Source organism: Paludibaculum fermentans, assembly GCF_015277775.1.
Lineage (GTDB): Bacteria > Acidobacteriota > Terriglobia > Bryobacterales > Bryobacteraceae > Paludibaculum > Paludibaculum fermentans.
The window spans coordinates 8,748,813-8,766,812 of sequence record NZ_CP063849.1; the positions used below are offsets into that span (position 1 = coordinate 8,748,813).

Consider the following 18,000-nt stretch of genomic DNA (forward strand, 5'->3'; position numbering starts at 1 on the left):
TCAAATGCTTGGAGACGGGGCGGCTAGCGGAGGTTCCAGCGCAGCCCCAATCGCCAAAGCCGGGGCGCCCCCGTCAGCACCGTCGGGCTGAAGCCCACCGCATATTCACGGTCCAGGGCATTCTCCAGGGCGAATGTCGCCATCACGTTGTGGGTCAACTGCTGCCGCGCGGCCAGGTGGAGCACCGCGAAACCCGGCAGCAGGAACGAGTTCCTGTCGTCCTCAAACTGCAGGCCCGCCGCGCGCAGCCCGCCGCTGACCAGGGTCCGGCCGCGCGACCAGGTCAGCAGCGCCGACCCCTGATGCTTCGGGATCTGCGGCACCCGCTCACCGGTCGCATAGCGTGAGTCGGCCAGTAGATAAGATGCCTCACCCCGCCAGGCGCCCCAGCGGTGGGAAGCCGTCGCTTCCACTCCGCGCGACGTCGTGGCGGCGGCATTGAACCGCTGCCTCGTGATCAGGGTGGGCGTCACCGACAGCGTCACGTTCGTCACCAGGCCGTCCAGCCGGTTGTCGAAGCCCGTCAACGAGATCCGCGTTGTGCCGGCGCTAAAGTCCACCCCCGCTTCCACACCCCGCAGCGACTCAGGCTGCAGCGCCGGATTCGCCAGTGTCAGCGCGTTGCCCACCCGGAACTGGCGGTACAGTTCGTTCAGGGTCGGCGCGCGGAATGCCCGGTAGGCCGACGTGCGGAATCGCCACCGCTCCAGCCCCACCGTGACGCCTCCGCTGGGACTCCAGAACGCCGTCCCGTTGCCCGCGTCGCTACCGCGCAAGCCGCCGTAGAGCCGCACAATCCCAATGGCCAGGTCCCCCTGGCTGAACAGCCCGTACTGCATCTGGGTGCCGCCGCCCACGCGCGAGCCCGCCGGATAGACCCGCTCCAGCGAATACCCCTCAGAGCGGTTGAAGTCGCCGCCCGACAACAGGTGCCACTTCACGCCCGACTTGCGCCACAGCCCGGCGCCGCCGGTCGACTCCGCCGGCACACTCTGCCGCAGGGTCAGCGACTCAGTCAGGCGCCCGGCTCCGATGGACGAGAACGTCGCGTGGAACTCCTCGCGGTTGTGATAGCCCAGCAAGGTGAAGGTGGAAGAGCCCTGTTCCCGCGTGTAGTTGGCGGCCACCGTGCCCAGGATGGTCGAATTCTGGGTGAGCGTCGAGCCGTTGTCCCGCTCTTCGCTGAGCGCATCCAGCCTCAGGAACAGCTTGTCATGCTGGGTGAAGTAGTCGGCGCGGACCGTGCCGGTGGCAAACTTGATGTTGGCTTTCGTATCGATGGGTCCGCGCGCATAGGCCGGTACGATGTAATACCCGTCCGTGGTGAACCCGCGGCCGTTGCCGGAGACCGCCCAGCTCTGCCCCAGGTAGATCGAGCCCGCGCCCTCCACCATATGGCTCTGCTGGTTGCCGCCCTCATAGCCGAGCCAGGCCCGGCTCTTCTGCGGCTCCTTCGAGAAGAGTGTCACCGCACCGCCCATGGCCTTGTCGCCAAAGACACTGGTGGAGGCTCCGCGCGAGACTTCCACGCGGTCTAACTCCTCTGGATTCACACGAGTCCAGTAGATCCAGCCCCCAAAGGGGCTGTTCAGCGGAACACCGTCCCACAGCACCACGCTCCGGCTGGCGCCGCTCGAGCCGATCCCTCGCAGGCTCACGCCTTGCGTGGTCGGATTGGCCACCAGCGAGGACGATCGCCGGAACAGCGAAAAACCCGGGACCAGCCGCAGCCGGTCATCCATATTGACGCCCGGAGCCTGTTGCACCTGCTGCGCATTCAACACGGTCAAGGCAGCCGGAGCCTCGGTGCTCACGTGCTCCGTCACCGTGATTGTCGTCTTAACTGGTTCCGGCTCAGTCTTTTGCTGTGAATGCCCAATGGTCGGGAGCCAGAATGCGAGCGTTGTTCCAATCGCAATCTTCCAGCCGGCGCGGCGATGAGGTAAAGACGATGGCAACACTCTCTTCTTCCAGGTTCCTGAGGGGCGCGGCCCTGTGTCTGCATTCCACCAGAGCCAGATACTTCAGGATAACGTACACATCGCCTTCCACCGGAGTCAGTACTTCAAAGTCCTGGGTTCGGAACCGGACTCGCGACCCGCCCTGGATGCATCGCCAGGCCAGGAACGCACAGCATTCCACTGCCTGCTCGAACCACTCCTCCTGCTCCCGTGGCACTTCCAGGTCCAGGAACAGCGTGATCAGGTGCTCCTGCTCGCGCGCGAACTCCCTCACCTGCAACTCGCCGGTATGCGCCGTGGCCCGCCAGTCCACGTGCCGGGCGCTTTCCATCATTTCGTAGGGACGGATCCGGTAGAAGTCGTGGCCGCGCCCGCGGAAGCGCGTCTCGGCTTCTCCGTTGACGTCGGCCAGGATCTGCTCAAACCCGGGCTGGGGTTCCAGGGCGGGATAAACCAGTACGTCCCGCTTCATCGTCACCCGCGCCCGGCGCTCGGCGAAGCCGAACGGGAATCTCGACGAGAACAGGAAGCTGTCTTCCGTGCGCAGGCCCCGCCGTCCGAAGCGGACCTCCACCGTCGTCTCAATCGACCCGCCGCCCGGGATCACGGGGAAGTAGAGATCCGTTGTGAAGACACTGTCCTCGACGCCGACCAGCCGGATGGAAAACGAGGGCATCCAGTGCTTTTCGTTCCGCAGCACGACCTTTGCCGCCACGGGCCTTTTGGCCGCGATATGGTCGGGCAGTTGGATGTCGAGCTCCAGGCCGGCGATCCCGATGCGGCTGACGAAACTGCTCACCAGCAGGGTGGCGAGCATCGCTGCCAGCATCAGGAAGAGGAGATTGTTGGCCGAGGCGAACGCCGCGAATCCGGTCAGCGCCAAGGCGAGCAGGAATACCAGGCCGGTGGAGGTCACGCGCTCGCGAACCCGAGCCTCCAGCCAGTGCTTGAGCTCTAACCGCTTCCTGCGTATCGAAGATCGCATCGCTGGTCTTGTCCGGCCGGGCGCGTTCGATCCCAACATGGCACAATCAAAGTTCTCATGTCGAGCAAACCCGCCGAACCCGTCCGCCTCAGCCGTACCCTGGGCCTGTTCCAGTTGCTCATCATGGGCGTCATCATGGTGCAGCCCACCGCGCCCATGCCGCCCTTCGGGGCTATCAGCGCGGGCGCCAACGGGCATGTCGTCACCACGGTTCTGATCGCCATGTTCGCCATGCTGCTCACGGCGTTGAGCTACGGCCGCATGGCCCGGGCATACCCCAGCGCCGGCAGCGCCTACACTTACGTGGCGCGCGAAATCCATCCAGCGCTCGGCTACCTTACCGGCTGGAGCATGCTGCTCGACTACGTGGTCAACCCCCTCATCTGCACGATCTGGTGCGCCCGGGCCACCATGGGCCTTTTCCCCGGCACGCCGTACTGGTTCTGGGCGCTCGCCTTTGTCATCCTCTTTACGGGCATGAACCTGCGCGGCATCCAGGCCACGGCCCGCACCAACGAACTGCTCACCCTTGCCATGGGCGTCGTGATCCTCTGGATGCTCGGCGTCTCGGCCCGCTACATCTTCGCCCTCCCGCAGCTCTCGGGCTCCGACTTCATCCGTCCCTTCTACGACCCGGCCCGCTTCACCTGGGGCTCGATCTCCAACGGAGCCTCCATCGCCGTCCTCACCTACATCGGCTTCGACGGCATATCGACGCTATCTGAAGAGGTGCACGACCCGCGCCGCAACATTCTACGGGCCATGGTCGGGACCTGCCTAATCATTGGGGTCCTCTCCGCCATCGAGGTCTATGCCGCCCAAATGGTCTGGCCCGCCTCGCAGCCCTATCCCGACAGCGACACCGCCTACATCCACATTGCCGGGCGCGCCGGCGGCCGCATCCTCTTTCAGGTCATGTCCTGGACCCTGGTCGTCGCGACGATCGGTTCCGCTTCCGGAGCCATGCTGGCCGGCGCCCGCCTCCTCTATGGAATGGGCCGCGACAACGCGATCCCCAAGGCCTTCTTCGGCTACCTCCACCCGGTCCGCCGCATCCCCAGCCGTAACGTCCTGCTGATCGGCGTGCTCTGCGCCGTGGGCGCCTTCGCCATGAGCTACCAGACCGGAGCGGAGTTGCTGAACTTCGGCGCCCTCATCGGCTTCACTGGGGTCAACGTATCCAGCCTGGTTCATTACTATATGCGGGGCCGTGACCGTCACTGGTCGCACCTCGTCCTGCCGGCCGTCGGCGGACTGGTCTGCCTCTATCTGTGGCTCAGCCTCAGCGTCCTGGCCAAAACCGCGGGCGCCATCTGGCTCATCGCCGGGGTTGCCTACGGAGCCTGGAAGACTTCGGGCTTCAAGAAGAACATGATCGACTTCGACGCCCCGTTGGGTGAGTAGTCCTGACGCAGTCCGCTCCGAGACGCTATGCTCTCAGTCGAGAGGTGTCCCATGTTGTACGAAAAGCTCTCGGATAAGACCATTGACGAAATCGACCTGGCCCTGCGGGATTCCGCGGGCCGCCACCAGTTCGGAGTCCTGCACGTTCACGATCTCCGGCAGGCCATGAAGAACAAGGGCGTCGAGTACCACCGCCAATGCTCGGTCTTCGAACTCTGCAATCCGCGCCACGCCAAGCGCGTCCTTGAAGCAGACCCGGCCGTCTCTTCGATGCTCCCCTGCCGCATCTCCGTCTACGAGACCTCTGACGGGCTGATGCTCTCCGCCATCCTGCCTTCGGCCATGATGTCGATGTTCTCCGATCCCAACATTAAAGAGGTGGCCGAAGAGGTCGAGGTTGTCCTGAAGGCCATGATCGACGAGTCAGCGTGAGCGCTTCATCGCCAGTTTCCACAGCTATGAACTGAACAGACCGGCCCCGCTCAGCGGAGGGGGGCCGGCCTGCTTCTTGTGCTTCGATTCGTGCGAACGGCTGCGGGCTAGAAGTAGTACTTGAATCCAAGCTGCACGTTGCGGTTGCCCACCTTCGTGCCGGTGATCTGGCCGAAGCTGGTGGAGCCGAAGCTGCCGTTGGGGTCGCCGAAGACCGGGTGGTTGAAGGCGTTCTGCGCCTCCAGCCGGAATTCGAACCGTTGCCGCTCCGTCACGAGGAAGCTCTTCAGCAGGGCGGCGTCGAACATCTTCATGCCCGGGCCGCGATAGCTGAGCGTACGCGGAGCGGAACCAGGCACGTCAATGTCGGGTTTGGTGAAGGCGGCCGGGTTGAACCAGCCATTGGTACGGCTCTGGATCGAGCCTGGCGTGGATGGGTCGCCCACCAGGTTCGGCCGCTGTGTGCCGTCCCAGATGTTGCCACCCGATTGCGTCACCTGCAGCGGCATGCCGGCCGAGAGCGTGGCCAGTCCGCTTACGTTCCACCCGCCGGCCAAGAGTTGCCAGGCCCGGTTCATGTTCGCGCCCCAGCGGCGGCCCTTGCCGAACGGCATCTCATAGGCGCCGGTGATGACGGCGCGATGGGAGATGTCGTGGGACGAAAGCGAGCGTTCGCTGCGCAGGTCCCAGATGTTCTGCAGCGACGAGTTCCCGCCCAGCCAGCCGTAGTTGCCCGAGCCGTAGGAGGCGTCGTCGATCATCTTGGACCACGTGTAGTGAACCAGCATGGTGAGCCCGCTGGAATACCGTTTTTCCCACTTCAACTGCAGGGCATGGTAGTTGGAATCGGCGCGGGGCGGTTCCGCCGTCCCGACGCTGGTGCCGTCAAATTGAGGCATGGGGCGCAGCAACCGGTACATCTGGATGGTTGGGTTCTTGAGGTTGGTGGCCCGGGGGTCAGTGATCTGGCCGTAAAACGGATTCGTCACGGCCGAAGTGAGGGTATTCCGGCCCAGCGACCAGTACTGCGGCGCCAATGGGGACAGCGTGGTCACGGGCAGGAACAGATGCGTGCCCCGGCTGCCGGTGTAGTTCATCTCGAATACCGATTGCCAGCCCACTTCGCGCTGGATGGAGAAGTTCCAGGAGTGGTACTCCGGGTTGCGGCTGTTGGAGCCGAGAATCGTTCCGGCGCCAAGACCGATGAAGGTGTTGTCGCCGAGGGAGCGGCCGGGCGGCAGCAGCATGCCATCCGGATACGGGTTGTTCAGCTTGGCATAGAGGGTCGCATTCGAGTCCAGCGAGGAGTTCGAGGTGGAGTTGACGTTGAACCCCGCGCCGGTGTGGCCGAAGACCGTGGCCCGGCTCAACTGGTAGAACAGCCCGTAGCCCGTGCGGATCGACGTCCTATTGTTGAGGGCGTAGGCCAGCCCAATGCGCGGCTGCCAGTTGTTCATGTCTGAATTGAAGGGGGAGCGTTTGTTGTCGTCGTTGAAGCGGAAGACTCCGCGGGTGTTGTAGCCGGGCGCCTGCACGGGGGACTGGGCATCCAGATCCCAATAGCTCTGGCGGTTTGTGGTTTCCCAGCGCGGCACATCGAAGTCGTAGCGCAGGCCAAGGTTCACGGTGAGTTTGCGCGTCAGCTTCCAGTCGTCCTGGATGAAGAAGCCCCAGTAAGCGGACCGGGTATAGGCCTTGGGATCAATGTGGAACTGGTTCGAGGTCCACCAGCCGGTCAACATGGTGGCCAGGCCGTTGCCCTCATCACCGGGGCACGAGAAACGGTCCTTGCAGGTGATGCCGCGAGCGAAGGAATACTGCCCGGACGGGTAGCCGGGCTGCGCGTAGTCCAGGAAGTTCTTGCGATACTCGCCGCCGAACTTGATGCTGTGGCCCCCGATGAACTTATTGGCCGAGGCGGAGTAGTGATGCACGCCTTCCTGGCGGTCCATCACGACCCACCCTTCCGTGCCGATGTCCTGGTAGCCCTCGGGCCCGATCGTGGGGAAGACCAGCAGCGTGGCGTTGTCCTTCATGTACTTGGGGAAGCCCAGAGAGGTGAGGTCGAAGTTGGGCACCATCGGGTTCCGGAAGTAGGTAGAGTAGGTCAGGCCGTAGCGTGCGGACCACAGGAACGTGGGGCTCTGCGCGCGGGTGAACTCCGCGACCATGGCGTGCGTCGTGCCCATATTCGGGCCGTCATTGAAGGTGAACGCGGGATTCCCGTCGCCGAACAGGTTGGCCGGATTCCCGGTGCCGCGGTTGTAGCTGTAGCGGCCCGTAATCCTGCTCTTGTCGCTGAAGTTGTGGTCGCCCTTCAGGTTGGTCTGGTGACCACTGCTGAGATTGATGCCCTGCTCATACCAGTTGTTGGTCTCAGTGAAGGGCGCGCCAGGCTGATTGGGCTTGGGGAAGTACTCCAGGGCCTTCAAGGCGATGGGATCCATCATCGATTTGGGGACGATGTTGCCCGCGAACGGCCTGCGCTCGATATTGCCGGCGGCATTGGTGAAGGTGTCGAAGGGGTTGTGGATCGTCATCAACTGGCCGGACGAATTGAACGTCTGCGAGAAGTTGCCATCGCGCTGGAGCAGGGTGGGCCACGTTGCAGTCTGATCCGTCGGGCTCTTGGACTTGGTGTATTCGTACGAGGCGAAGAAGAAGGTCTTGTTCCGGACCACGGGTCCGCCCAGGACGCCGCCCAGTTGGTCGCGGCGATAGAATGGCCGGTCGCGGCCGGATCTGTTGGAGAACCAGTTGTTCGAGTTGAGGTCGGAGTGGCGCAGGAAGTAATAACCGGTGCCGTGGTACTCGTTGGTGCCGGACTTGGTGACCATGTTCACGACCGCGCCGCCGGTCTGCCCGTACTCCGCGCTGAAGAAGCTCGTCTGCATCTTGAACTCCTGCACGGCGTCGACCGAGGGGCTGAACTTCAGGTCGGTAATGCCGGAGTTCTGCTCGACTGTCACGACGGTTACTCCATCCAGCAGCACGTCCGAGGTGGAATTGCGCGACCCATTGGCGACGAAATTCGTATTGGAGTCGGAGTTCGCCCGTCCGCCAGAGCCAACGACACCGGGCGTCATGTAGGTCAATCCCATGGCGTTTCTGCCGATATTGGGCAGGGATAGGATGTACTTGTTCTCGATTACCTGGCCCAGGTTGGAAATAGTGGTGTTGAGCAGCGCGGCGCTGGAGGTCACCTCGACGGCCGTGGAGATGTCCCCCACCTGAAGCTGGATGTCGAGGGTAGCCTGTTGCTGTACGGCTAGGGTGAGGGCCGTCTGCACATACTTGCGGAAGCCCTTCGCCTCGACGTTCACGTTATACAAGCCCGGCGGCAGGGCCGTCAGTTGGAAGCGGCCGGAATCGTCCGCGACCGCCGAATGTGGAACGTTTCGCTCCGATTCGGTCAGCACAATCCGAGCCGCGGGGATGGCCGCCCCGCTTGCGTCGGTAACAGTGCCGCGCACGGCGGCGGTAAATGACTGGGCAGACAGGGTGGCGGCAAACAGAGCGCAGGCAAGGCTCAACCGCGCACACGTGGAGCGTTGGAACATCGCATCCCCCCTCGGAATGTCGCGGCTGCTATGCGCCAAACGATAGGCGTTCGGCCGCGTTCATTACCTTATGTCATTGCGTTACAAAAATGTCAAGGATAAACGATCTAATGTCTTTCTAATAGACCGACAGGCAATCCTCAACTGAACGCGAAAATAAGGCGAATTATGCAAATGTATGACAGCCTGCACACGGTACGGAGGAGGCCGGGCCGAGCCGCCTCCGTACCCCTCCAGGGCATGTAAGCGATTCCCGTGTGGCTTGCGGGAATGCCGTCCACCTCAAAACACCCAGTGAAGGGCCTGGTATCGAGGCGCGGCGAACAGCCAGTGGCCGAAGTCGCGCGGCTCGCGGGACCTCTGCCACAGGCTGGGAAGGCAAGGTGCGGTTTTCAAAGAGCGTGTCCGGGCTGGCATTCACCGTGTCCGGGCGGCATTCCGGGGGAACTGGGTTTGTTTCGTCGAAACCGGCTAAACCGCTGCTTCGGCCGCCAGTCGCTCTTTGCCGGCGACCTTGAGCCAGGCGTCGGTCCAGGATTTGCTGAACTTGATGGCGGTTTTCGGTCCGGAGGTAAAGCGGGTTTGCGCCAGCACCTGCTCGGCGTGGTGTCCGACGAAGCATTCGCTGAGCCGCGGCTGCAGTTTCGAGACTTCGGCCATGGGGGCGGCTTCGGTGAGGGAGTGGATGGCAAAGGGGCTCTGGAGTTGGAGCAGGGCACGATCTGTCTGGAGTTTGCGGAGTTCGTTCATGGCCCGGTAGAGGGAGCGTTCGAGGTCGCGGCGGTAGCGGGCGAAGTGGTTCAGGCGGGCGGCGTCGGTCTCGGAGAAGTCGATTGGGTCCGTTTCGGCGAGGATGGCGGACTCGAAGGATTCGATGCGGCGAAGGTTCCAGGTATGCGCGAGGATGCGATGGAAGACTTCTTCCTCCAGGCAGGACTTGGGGTGAGTCTCGCGGAGGAGGCGCGCTTCCAGGGCGGCGAACTCGGCGCGGTCCTCTTCCGAGATGTGGGGAGTGCGAGCGGTGAGGCCGTGGCGGCGGGCGTTCTGAGCGGTGCGGGCTTTGCCCTGGGCGGTGACAGGCCCGGTGGACAGTTGAGCGTTAGCCTGGTTGGCGGTGATTTGAGCAGCGGAAGCCATGATGACGAATCTCCTTAGAAATAGAAAAAGCCGGCGTGGGAGCCGGCGCGATTCCAGGGTAAGGGGTGCGTCAAGGGGAAAAGGGCAGTTTGGGAGAGGGTCGTGTTGAAAACAAAGAGAAAAAAGAGTTTGCGATCTGGTGATGAAGAAAGCGCAATGGTGGAAATGGAGAGAGAAGTGGGGGTGAGAAGTAGAGGAGGGCGTCGGTGGGTGGCTGCATCCGTGATATCGGCGAAGGGTTCCCGGATGGGGATTTCGGGGGATTGGTAGGGGCTGAACAGGATCGGCGCAGTGTTGAGAATTGCCGGGGATCTGGTAGGAGAGCGGGTGGGGCAGTCGCACCAGTCCCTCCGAGGTCTCCTGCCGGCGATTGCGCCCTCTTCGTGCTCTTTGTGCAGTGTTGCGCAGAATTTAGCCTGTCTTGGCGGGTCGGACCGGATTCACTCCGACTGGTGGGTGAGGACGCGCTGGAAAAGGGAAGTGGGCACGCCCAATTTGGCTACGCTGCTGGGTGATTATCCCCTGTCGGAGAACTGCTCCTGGCGATTCGTGGTGTGACGGAACGTCTCCTTTCCCCGGTCGTTTGCGCCCGTAAGGCATGAGGAAGTCATTCGTTGTATATTGGCCAATACGGTCGGTGAATCGCAATGATGAACACCCTCACGATTGACAACCTCATCGAGTTGGTTACCAAAGCGCCCGAGCAAGCCGTCTTCGACTGGAAGACGGATTTCGTCTTGCCGAACGACGATGAGAAACGGGGTGAGATCATCAAGGATCTGGACGCCCTCGCGAATGCCATCACGTCTTCGTATGGCTTCGTTATCTATGGAGTCGATCCAAGGCGACCCGATCCCGTTGTCGGTATCACTGCGTCCTACGACGATGCCAAGCTCCAGCAGCTTGCCAAAGGAAAGATTGATCCTCTGCCCGAATTCCTCTATTACGAATTACTGTACGGCGCCAAGACCGTTGGCGTTCTCCAGGTCAAGGCGACTCGCCAGCGCCCCCATATCATCAAGGTTGATCTTGGCAAGGTCCGCAAGGGGCAGATTCTCATTCGCCGTGGATCATCAACCGAAGGCGTGACGCCTGCCGATCTGTGGGAGATGTACTACGGACAGAGCAGTGGCCACTTCCCCAAGGTGCTTCAGTACATGGAGGCTCACGCCAAAGCGAGGCAGGCAGATGCGGACTACCTCGGGCGGTTGCAAGCCGGAGCGGACAGCGCCCTGCGCGACATGGAAGTCATCGCCGGCGTCCCAAGGGGGTCTTTGGGCGGCAAGTGGTAGGCCCGCATCGTCAAGCCAATTCCCAAACTGGGACCCGAAAAGCGCTCCGAAGGCGAACTTGCTTGGAAAAGATCAGTAGACAATGGCGCCCGGCGACGGGATGACGGGGCGCGCGTTAGGATATTGCGCTCAGCTCAACTTGCCGGCTGCCTGACCTTTGGCGACAAGGGCCTTGAGCTTGGACAGGTATTGGCGGCACAGTTCTGTGGCGTCCTCCTTTCCAGTCCAATCATTGAAACTGATGAAGAGAGTAGACTGGGCCCCCATCTCTCCAGGTGGTGTGAAATGCTCAACATCAGATGTGCCGGGCTTGAACTTGAGCGTGCCCGGCGGACTCATCACCACCGCCTTCTGGTGGGTGGTGGTCACCGGGCGTGTGTGAATATTGAGATCCCGTTCGGTTTTGAAGAATCCGATTACCGGGTCGTTCACCTCGGCGTCATACCAAGCCTGACCACCGGTATTCGTTTGGCACTCCTTGTGCGCATACTGGAGGATTGATCGTGCGGCATTCAGAAACGCGCTGCAGTAATGGCGGTACTCTGTCTCCCTATCCCGTGCCTCCACGAGCTTTCCAAGGAAAAATTCGGCTTCTGAAATCTTCGTCGATTCGAGCATCGTATCCTTTCTGATCGTCCACTTTGCGGCGGGAACTGTAGCCTTCTTTCCAAGTGAAAGCGTGTCTTATCCATAGTAACTCAATGTTCAATGCGATTGAATGCGGTCCGGTTTGACGGATGGCGCGATGAAGAGGGACTTCGTAAGGGTCCGGCCAAGAATTTGGAACTGCCATCTCATCCGCTTGGCGGTTCAACCATGGCGGACAGCTGCTCCCGGCGCAGAGTTCTCAACGCAGAACCGGTTCGATGCATGCCCGTTTGGCGCATCGCATCCATTGGAGGCGCTACGATGTATCGAAATGAACCCTACTCGGGTCGGATTGGTGATGTCTCCGCGCTGTGTTGAATGGTCTAGCGCTGAACCGCATCTCCCAGGGCAAGATCCCGCACGGTTTGCGGACAAGTCGTTCTGGTGCACGGTAGGTGGCGTTCCCGCCTGGGCGGGCCTGTTGAACGAACAGGAAGCTGAAATCGAGCTTAAAGTGCCGCGCAGTGCGACCCGCTCTGTCAGCCGTTTGGGGCTTAGGCGTTTCGAGAGGAACTGTACGCGCAACGGTCGCAAAATCAGCTGGCGAGGTTACATAAGCCTTCTCATGTTGACCATTATGAGCCCCGGAGTCGTAGATGGTGAGTTTGAGTTCATTGATAATCACTTCAGGCCGGAAATGGGGGAGCAGTAAGGAGGCAACTGGCGGGATGTCGCGGCTGAGGGGTTCCCCTGGCGCATCGACCAGGGATATTTGCCGGGCGATTCGGTTTGTGGGAACCACGCCACACCCGGTGAAGACTACAACTCTGTGCCAGCGCACGCACCCGATTGTCCGTGTACGAGACGGGGCTGTCGACGAGATGCGATCAGGCACTGTCGTTAGCGTGCTTCCGGCTGTGTGGCTTCTGCTCCAGTCCTTCCCCGGTAAGGCCGGAGAGAACGACGGGCTCGCGATCTGGAAACTCTGCGACGAGAGAGAGCGTGCCGCCCATGGCTTCCACGGTCTTGCGCAGAGTCGAGATCATGAGATCGGCGCGCCGCTCAAGTTTGGATACGCCGTCCTGCCCGATTCCGAGGGCATTAGCCATCCGGACCTGTGTCAGCCTGCGGGCCTGCCGCAACTCCTGCAAAGTCATCTCCTCGCCAATGAGCTGCGCCGCTCGAGCCTCGACCTTCTTGCGACGGGCCGGGCTCAGTTGCTTCCGTATCCGTTCCAGGTTGGTCATGGTCTCTACGTCCTTTCCTTCTACTTCTCGATCTTCTTCTGCTTCCTGATCACGGCCAGATGCGCGTCAAAGCGGTCATCGGCCCTGTCTATCAGTTGGCGATAAAAACGCTTCCCGCTACCGCCTGACTTGTCACCGCCGCACAGAATGATCGCCCGGCGTTTTGGATCGAATGCGAACGCGAAGCGCCAGACGCCTTCGGCCGTGTCAAACCGCAATTCCTTCCTATTCGCGTGACGCGAGCCGTTGAGGGTGTCCACTCGAGGCCGTCCCAACTGCGGGCCGAAATGTTCGAGCAACTCGATGTGAGCGAGCAGTTCGTCCTGCACGTCTTTATGCAGTTCTCCATACTCAGGCACGAAGTCATCGTGCAGGTCGACTTCCCACTTCACAAATCCAGTATGCACTAGAATAACTATGCCATCAAGTGCATAGTATCCCCGCTGGACCGGGAATCCGCGCCGGTGAAAGCACAGGTATCCAAAGAATCAGCTACTTGGATGCTCCTTGTCGCACGGCTGGTCGTGGTCAGGGAATTTTGAAATGCGTCGGATACGCACTCCGGACACGCGCTTTGAACGGACCTTCGCGTCGGTGGCCGGCCCCGGGCCTATCGCTTCTTCCCCCCGACACCGGGCGCGGCCGTGATTTGCTTCATCCACTCCGCGATCTGGCGTTCGTCGAGGTCGTCCAGGGATTCGAGTTCCACGCCGCGTGTGGCCTTGCCCATGGCCACCGGCGTTACTGGCGGTACCGGCGTGAGGGTGACGCCGTTCACGAACATGAGCTTGACGTGATTGGCGAAGCCACCGCAACAAAAGCACCAGCCATCGCCGACACCGTAGTACGACATGCCCCACTTCACAGAGCGTTGCAGGCCTGGCAGCGTCTTGACCGCCAGGGCATCGACTTCTTCGGCGATGCCGCGCTGCGGTTGCGGCAAGCTGGCGATGTAGGCAAAGACCGGCTTGTCGCCGTCCGCTGCCTTCGCGGGGCTTGCTTTGCCGGTGACCATGGTTTCCGGGAGCGTCGCGGGTGCTTTGGCTTGTGTCGCCGTCTGCTTGGCCGGTTTGCGGACTGTGGGCTTGGCTGTACTGTCTGCCTTGCGGGCTGGCATGGTCGTCTCCTGTTGCTCCGAGGTCTGTTGGCTTGACTCCAGTTTAGGCTGAACTGGATAATGCCGACCCTGGTTGGGCCAAGACGAAACCGCTCGCGGCGGGCCGAGAAGGGGACGGCCTGTGGAACCGTCAGGCAGGATCTTTGGCAGAAACAGATGTCATCGTCCGGCGTTACTCGCTCGAGGTCCCTCGTGACTCGACGCGAACCACTATGCCTTTCAGCCTCTTGGCCCTCGTTCCCGGCACCAGAATCGGCGTCTACGACATCACGAGGCAAATCGGCGCCGACGGCATGGGAGAGGCCGGTAAATTAACGTCGGGAGGCCTCTGATGTATCCTATAGTCCTGCGGTGAAGGCGGGCTCAGCAATCACACTCGCGCAGGTCAACAACAGAGGGAGCAACCACCCGCCGACTCATCGACAACGGCTGCTCAGGCCGATGAACCCCAACCCTCAGAGCGCGCGACGGGGGGGGCGGGAGGCACGGGGTGCGATCGCGGGTGTCTGTTGTCATCAGGGCGTCCGCGAGATTAGATTGCCCCACTTCACCCAAGGCAACGGATGGAAGATAATCACCGACCAAACTACGGCCTGGACGCGCCCCGCGCCGTGCGCAATCTGTTCATCGTCGCTGCGCTGGGCATCCTCTCACTGATCACGAGGCTGCTGGGTGTGTGGTCAAGGCATGACCTCATCGCGGTGATCGCGCGCCCACTGATCGGGGCCGGCCTGAGCTGCGGAGCGATGGGCTTGTGGATGGTTTACGACAGCAAGATCGGCAAGGTGCGCGAGCGCGAAGATTATCTCGACAAGATTGTCTGGCGGGGTGATGAGCGCGTGCTGGATGTGGGATGTGGTCTGGGATTGTTTCTCATCGGCGCGGCCAAGCGTCTTAAGACCGGCCGCGCGGTCGGGATCGACTTGTGGCAGGCCGAGGATCTCAGCGGGAACACGCCGGCCGGCACGCTCAACAACGCAACGATCGAAGGCGTGGCCGACAAGGTTGAAGTGCACACGGGTGATGCGCGCAAGTTGCCGTTCGACGACGCGAGCTTCAACGTCGTCCTCTCGAGCATGGCGTTGCACAACATCTATAACGCCGGCGAGCGGCAAACCGCCGCGCGCGAGATCGCGCGGGTGCTCAAGTCCGGCGGGCGTGTGCTGATCCTGGACGTGCGCCACATCAACCAATACGCCGCCACCCTGCGCGATGCCGGCCTCGATGCGCGGTGCGTCCAGGGAATCGGCGCATACCTGCTGACCGTGATCAGTTTTGGATCGATTCGCTGGGGATACGTTATCGGCAGCAAGTCGTGAGGAAGCTAGACAGCGCCGAAGAAGCTGTCGATCCCATTCCAGCGGACCTTCGACTTCGCCGACTACCTGCAGCAAGATCGCACCGGGCACCAAGTAACGCGTCGCGTTGCGCCGAATCACTCCGTTGAAAGTCAGGTCGGTGCGCGACGATCCGCGTCCGAGTGGTCGACCAGGGGGGCGACCGCCGACCAGGGGGTCCGCCGTCCCAAGTGCTCCGGCCCACAGGAGCTTTCATCCGCTTTGGCGGCCCGTGGGGCCATGGGGACTCCTGAGTAGTCGTCCAGTGTAGAACTACGGTCACGGTTCCGGTCCAGTAGTCCCGGTCTAAAATGTTGGGCAATGTTCTGTCCGGATGGCTATCCGGAAGCGATCCACTTGGAGGTGTAGCCGCCTATGGTGAGATTGGTGGAAAATACCCACGACGATCCTCCTCGATAGGGTTGATTCGTCGGCTTGAGTCTGCCGATTCGAGCGGAGAACGCGCAAACGGGAAGTTGACGCTGCGGCGGCTGAGTTTGACGGTCTACTTCCTGATTGCCGGCGATACGGGAGTTATGTAGATACAAGGGCGTTCCCGGGAGTAATCCATCGAGAGGGCCGCAAATCCGGGCACATCAGACACGTGGTCTCCCGTCCCCCACTGCTGTGCAAATTAGCCTCTCCGGCCCTCCTCCCACATTGCAGGCATTGAACATAGCAATAGCTTTGGCTTCCTGACGGAATCCTGGTTGCCGTGCCACTGCTGCGAGGTGTTACTGGGGTGGGCTCCTCCTGCTGTCCAAATTCGAGCCCACGTTCACCGGCATTCCTACGACTTTCTGGTTCTCACCGCGTTGTGCTGTCCAATTTATAGGCCGAGGGGCAACTGCTCGGCCAGCACCAGAGACGGCGGAGCTTGGAATGGGTCATTCAGCCACGTCCAAAGGTCGCGGTGCACGAATAGCTGCTGCCGTAGCAAGGCGATCAGATTGGACAGGCTCCAACCGAAGGTGCTTTTCAGCTGCAGGTACTTCAGGATCAGTATCGCGATCAGCGCCGTCCAGATCTGGATCTGTACGGCATTCTCGCTGGTGCCAACAAAGGTTTTCACCTTCAGTCCCTGCTTCAGCGCCTTGAAAAATAGCTCAATTTTCCAGCGTTCCTTGTAGATTCTGGCGATGGTTCGGGCCGACAGCTTCAGGTTGTTGGTGACGAAGACCAGGGTCGCCTGCTTCTCCTCCACCCAAACTTCAATGCGCCGCAGGCAAGCCTCCGGGCCGATCTCCTGCTGGCTGGTGAGGAGAATCACCTCATCTCGCACAACGTCGGACCCGGCCGGTATCGGGCGGCTTTCGACCACCCCATAACTGGCGCTGTCCTTCAGCCGCGTGACGAAGCTCACATGACTTCTGGTGAGTGCCAGCCACCAGTTGTAATCGGCGTAACCGCGGTCGAAGACGACCAGCGTGCCCGGGGCGAACTCCATCTGCCGGGCCTCCCGCACGTCGGCCCGCTTGCCTTCGGTGACGACGGCAAAACAAGGCAGGCAGCCGTCGTGGTCGAGTACCAGATGCAGTTTGAGCGCACCCTTGGTTCGCCCGTAACGCGCCCAGTCGAAGGTCTCGGCGCACAATTCGATCATGCTGGCGTCGAGGCTCAGGAGCTTGTGCTTGAACCTGAACTTGTGCCGCGTGCGATGAGCGACTTCGGCTTGGCAGCGGGAAAGGGTTTGATAGAAGATCGCCTCATAGAGTTGCCATGGACGATGCGCATTGGCATAGGAAAGAGTGGTGGTTTTCGGGCAGTTCGTCACGCCCAAGTGGAGGAGTTTGCCTTCCAGTGCGGCCAGGCCGCCGCAGATTTCACGCAGGCTCTGCGCGTGGGCGAGCTGACAGAAGAGCATGGCGACGAACTGTTGCCAGCAGGTGAAACCGCGAGCGTGGCGTTCTGCCTTGAACTCGCGGACGAGGGCGGCGAACTCGAGGCGGGGGAAGGTGTGCAAAATCTGGCTGAAGATGCTGGATACTCGAATCATGGCGGAGGGCTCCTTTGCGGTCGGTTTCAGTTTCTTGCGGAAACCTGAGCCAACCTATCAAAGCGAGTGCTCCGCCGTGCTGCTACACCTCATGCCGGTGGCTGCGGGCTAATTTGCACGGGAGTGGTTCTCCACAGCATTGGCATCGTTCTTATCTTAGCGGGAGAAGAGCCTGGCCAGCGCAACGAAGATTCCGAATAGGATTCTTTTCAGAGTGACAGGTGGACGTCCTGGTACGTCACTCTCGCATTTGGGTGAGCAAAAATCATTCTATAGCGTATAGATTGATCAGAATGCCTCGATCCACTCAACTCATTGCGTCAGGTCTACCGCATCACACTACCCAACGTGGTGCCGACCGCCAATTGGTGTTCGAGTCCCGCCGTGACCTGCTGACATACCTGCGCTTGATACGGAAACAGGCGGCAGCCAGGAAAAAATCGAGTTAAGAGCGCTGGGCCGTGCAACACACACTCTTCAGCCGTTTGCGGATCAGGCGTTTCGGGCGGAAATGCAAGTGCAACGGGTGGTGCTGTGGGCGAAGGTGTCCGAAGAGCCGGCCCCGGCGAGGGAGGTTGAGCTACTGAGAGCAGGATCGTGAATGATGGGGAGCCGATGTGATCGGAGGTGGTTGCGCTGAGTCGAATACTGGAGTGTATTCTCTGGAAATATATGCTGACAAATCGAAAGTGACAGTCCAGGACGTCCGTGCGCCGGGATAAACCGGCATGCAGTAGGGAATGAGAGAGTCCCACAGGAAAGGAATAGCGAACCACCTGGCCTCGAGTCTTGCGGGGCGCGTCGTGAGGCGCGAGTCGAAGCGTAGACAGAGGTATCAGTGGGCTGGGTATTGAGCTTCGAGAATGAATTCTGGGATGCCGACCCTGTGGACGTTAGGGGAAGGCTACACGCCGGCAGTCGATAGCGCGAGACCTCCGGTGATC

General features: G+C 61.3%; 13 protein-coding genes. 4 read left to right on the forward strand and 9 right to left on the reverse strand.

What is annotated here, in order from left to right; all coding sequences use genetic code 11:
- Positions 1 to 23: 23 nt before the first annotated feature.
- Both IRI77_RS34825 and IRI77_RS34830 read right to left on the reverse strand, forming a co-directional pair.
- Entirely contained in the window at positions 24 to 1,826 is a 1,803-nt protein-coding gene (locus IRI77_RS34825) for a TonB-dependent receptor plug domain-containing protein (RefSeq protein ID WP_228486480.1), read from the reverse strand.
- A gap of 28 nt (positions 1,827 to 1,854) precedes the next feature.
- Positions 1,855 to 2,946, reverse strand: a complete 1,092-nt coding sequence (locus tag IRI77_RS34830; protein ID WP_194449524.1) for a DUF58 domain-containing protein — start codon at positions 2,944 to 2,946, stop codon at positions 1,855 to 1,857.
- A 57-nt stretch (positions 2,947 to 3,003) separates the two neighbouring features.
- Between IRI77_RS34830 and IRI77_RS34835 the strand changes: the two genes are divergently transcribed.
- Positions 3,004 to 4,350, forward strand: coding sequence for an APC family permease (locus IRI77_RS34835; RefSeq protein ID WP_194449525.1), 1,347 nt, complete (start codon positions 3,004 to 3,006; stop codon positions 4,348 to 4,350).
- 51 nt (positions 4,351 to 4,401) lie between these two features.
- Entirely contained in the window at positions 4,402 to 4,782 is a 381-nt protein-coding gene (locus IRI77_RS34840; RefSeq protein ID WP_194449526.1) for a DUF302 domain-containing protein, read from the forward strand.
- Between the two features lie 107 nt (positions 4,783 to 4,889).
- On the opposite strand, the gene IRI77_RS34845 is transcribed toward IRI77_RS34840, so the two are convergent.
- Both IRI77_RS34845 and IRI77_RS34850 read right to left on the reverse strand, forming a co-directional pair.
- The gene (locus tag IRI77_RS34845) at positions 4,890 to 8,342 is read right to left on the reverse strand and encodes a TonB-dependent receptor (protein WP_194449527.1); all 3,453 of its coding nucleotides are present in this window, start codon (positions 8,340 to 8,342) and stop codon (positions 4,890 to 4,892) included.
- Between the two features lie 471 nt (positions 8,343 to 8,813).
- Positions 8,814 to 9,479 carry a hypothetical protein gene (locus tag IRI77_RS34850; RefSeq protein WP_194449528.1) on the reverse strand — a complete coding sequence of 222 codons (666 nt, stop codon included), beginning with the start codon at positions 9,477 to 9,479 and terminating at the stop codon, positions 8,814 to 8,816.
- A 647-nt stretch (positions 9,480 to 10,126) separates the two neighbouring features.
- Here IRI77_RS34850 and IRI77_RS34855 point away from each other — a divergent pair.
- Positions 10,127 to 10,771, forward strand: coding sequence for an AlbA family DNA-binding domain-containing protein (locus IRI77_RS34855; protein ID WP_194449529.1), 645 nt, complete (start codon positions 10,127 to 10,129; stop codon positions 10,769 to 10,771).
- Positions 10,772 to 10,900: 129 nt separating this feature from the next.
- Here the strand turns inward: IRI77_RS34855 and IRI77_RS34860 are convergent, their stop codons facing one another.
- From IRI77_RS34860 to IRI77_RS34875, 4 genes are all read right to left on the reverse strand, one after another.
- Complete coding sequence (locus IRI77_RS34860) at positions 10,901 to 11,389, reverse strand: hypothetical protein (RefSeq protein ID WP_194449530.1); 489 nt, start codon at positions 11,387 to 11,389, stop codon at positions 10,901 to 10,903.
- Positions 11,390 to 12,246: 857 nt separating this feature from the next.
- Complete coding sequence (locus tag IRI77_RS34865; RefSeq protein ID WP_194449531.1) at positions 12,247 to 12,606, reverse strand: helix-turn-helix domain-containing protein; 360 nt, start codon at positions 12,604 to 12,606, stop codon at positions 12,247 to 12,249.
- A gap of 20 nt (positions 12,607 to 12,626) precedes the next feature.
- On the reverse strand, positions 12,627 to 12,998 hold the full coding sequence (locus tag IRI77_RS34870; RefSeq protein WP_194453915.1) for a type II toxin-antitoxin system RelE/ParE family toxin: 372 nt from the start codon (positions 12,996 to 12,998) through the stop codon (positions 12,627 to 12,629).
- Between the two features lie 218 nt (positions 12,999 to 13,216).
- Positions 13,217 to 13,723, reverse strand: coding sequence for a DUF1801 domain-containing protein (locus IRI77_RS34875; protein ID WP_194449532.1), 507 nt, complete (start codon positions 13,721 to 13,723; stop codon positions 13,217 to 13,219).
- Positions 13,724 to 14,286: 563 nt separating this feature from the next.
- Here IRI77_RS34875 and IRI77_RS34880 point away from each other — a divergent pair.
- Positions 14,287 to 15,042: a class I SAM-dependent methyltransferase gene (locus IRI77_RS34880; protein ID WP_194449533.1), complete on the forward strand. Its 756-nt coding sequence runs from the start codon at positions 14,287 to 14,289 to the stop codon at positions 15,040 to 15,042.
- 847 nt (positions 15,043 to 15,889) lie between these two features.
- Here IRI77_RS34880 and IRI77_RS34885 read toward each other — a convergent pair.
- Positions 15,890 to 17,056, reverse strand: coding sequence for an IS4 family transposase (locus IRI77_RS34885; protein ID WP_194449534.1), 1,167 nt, complete (start codon positions 17,054 to 17,056; stop codon positions 15,890 to 15,892).
- Between the last annotated feature and the right edge of the window lie 944 nt (positions 17,057 to 18,000).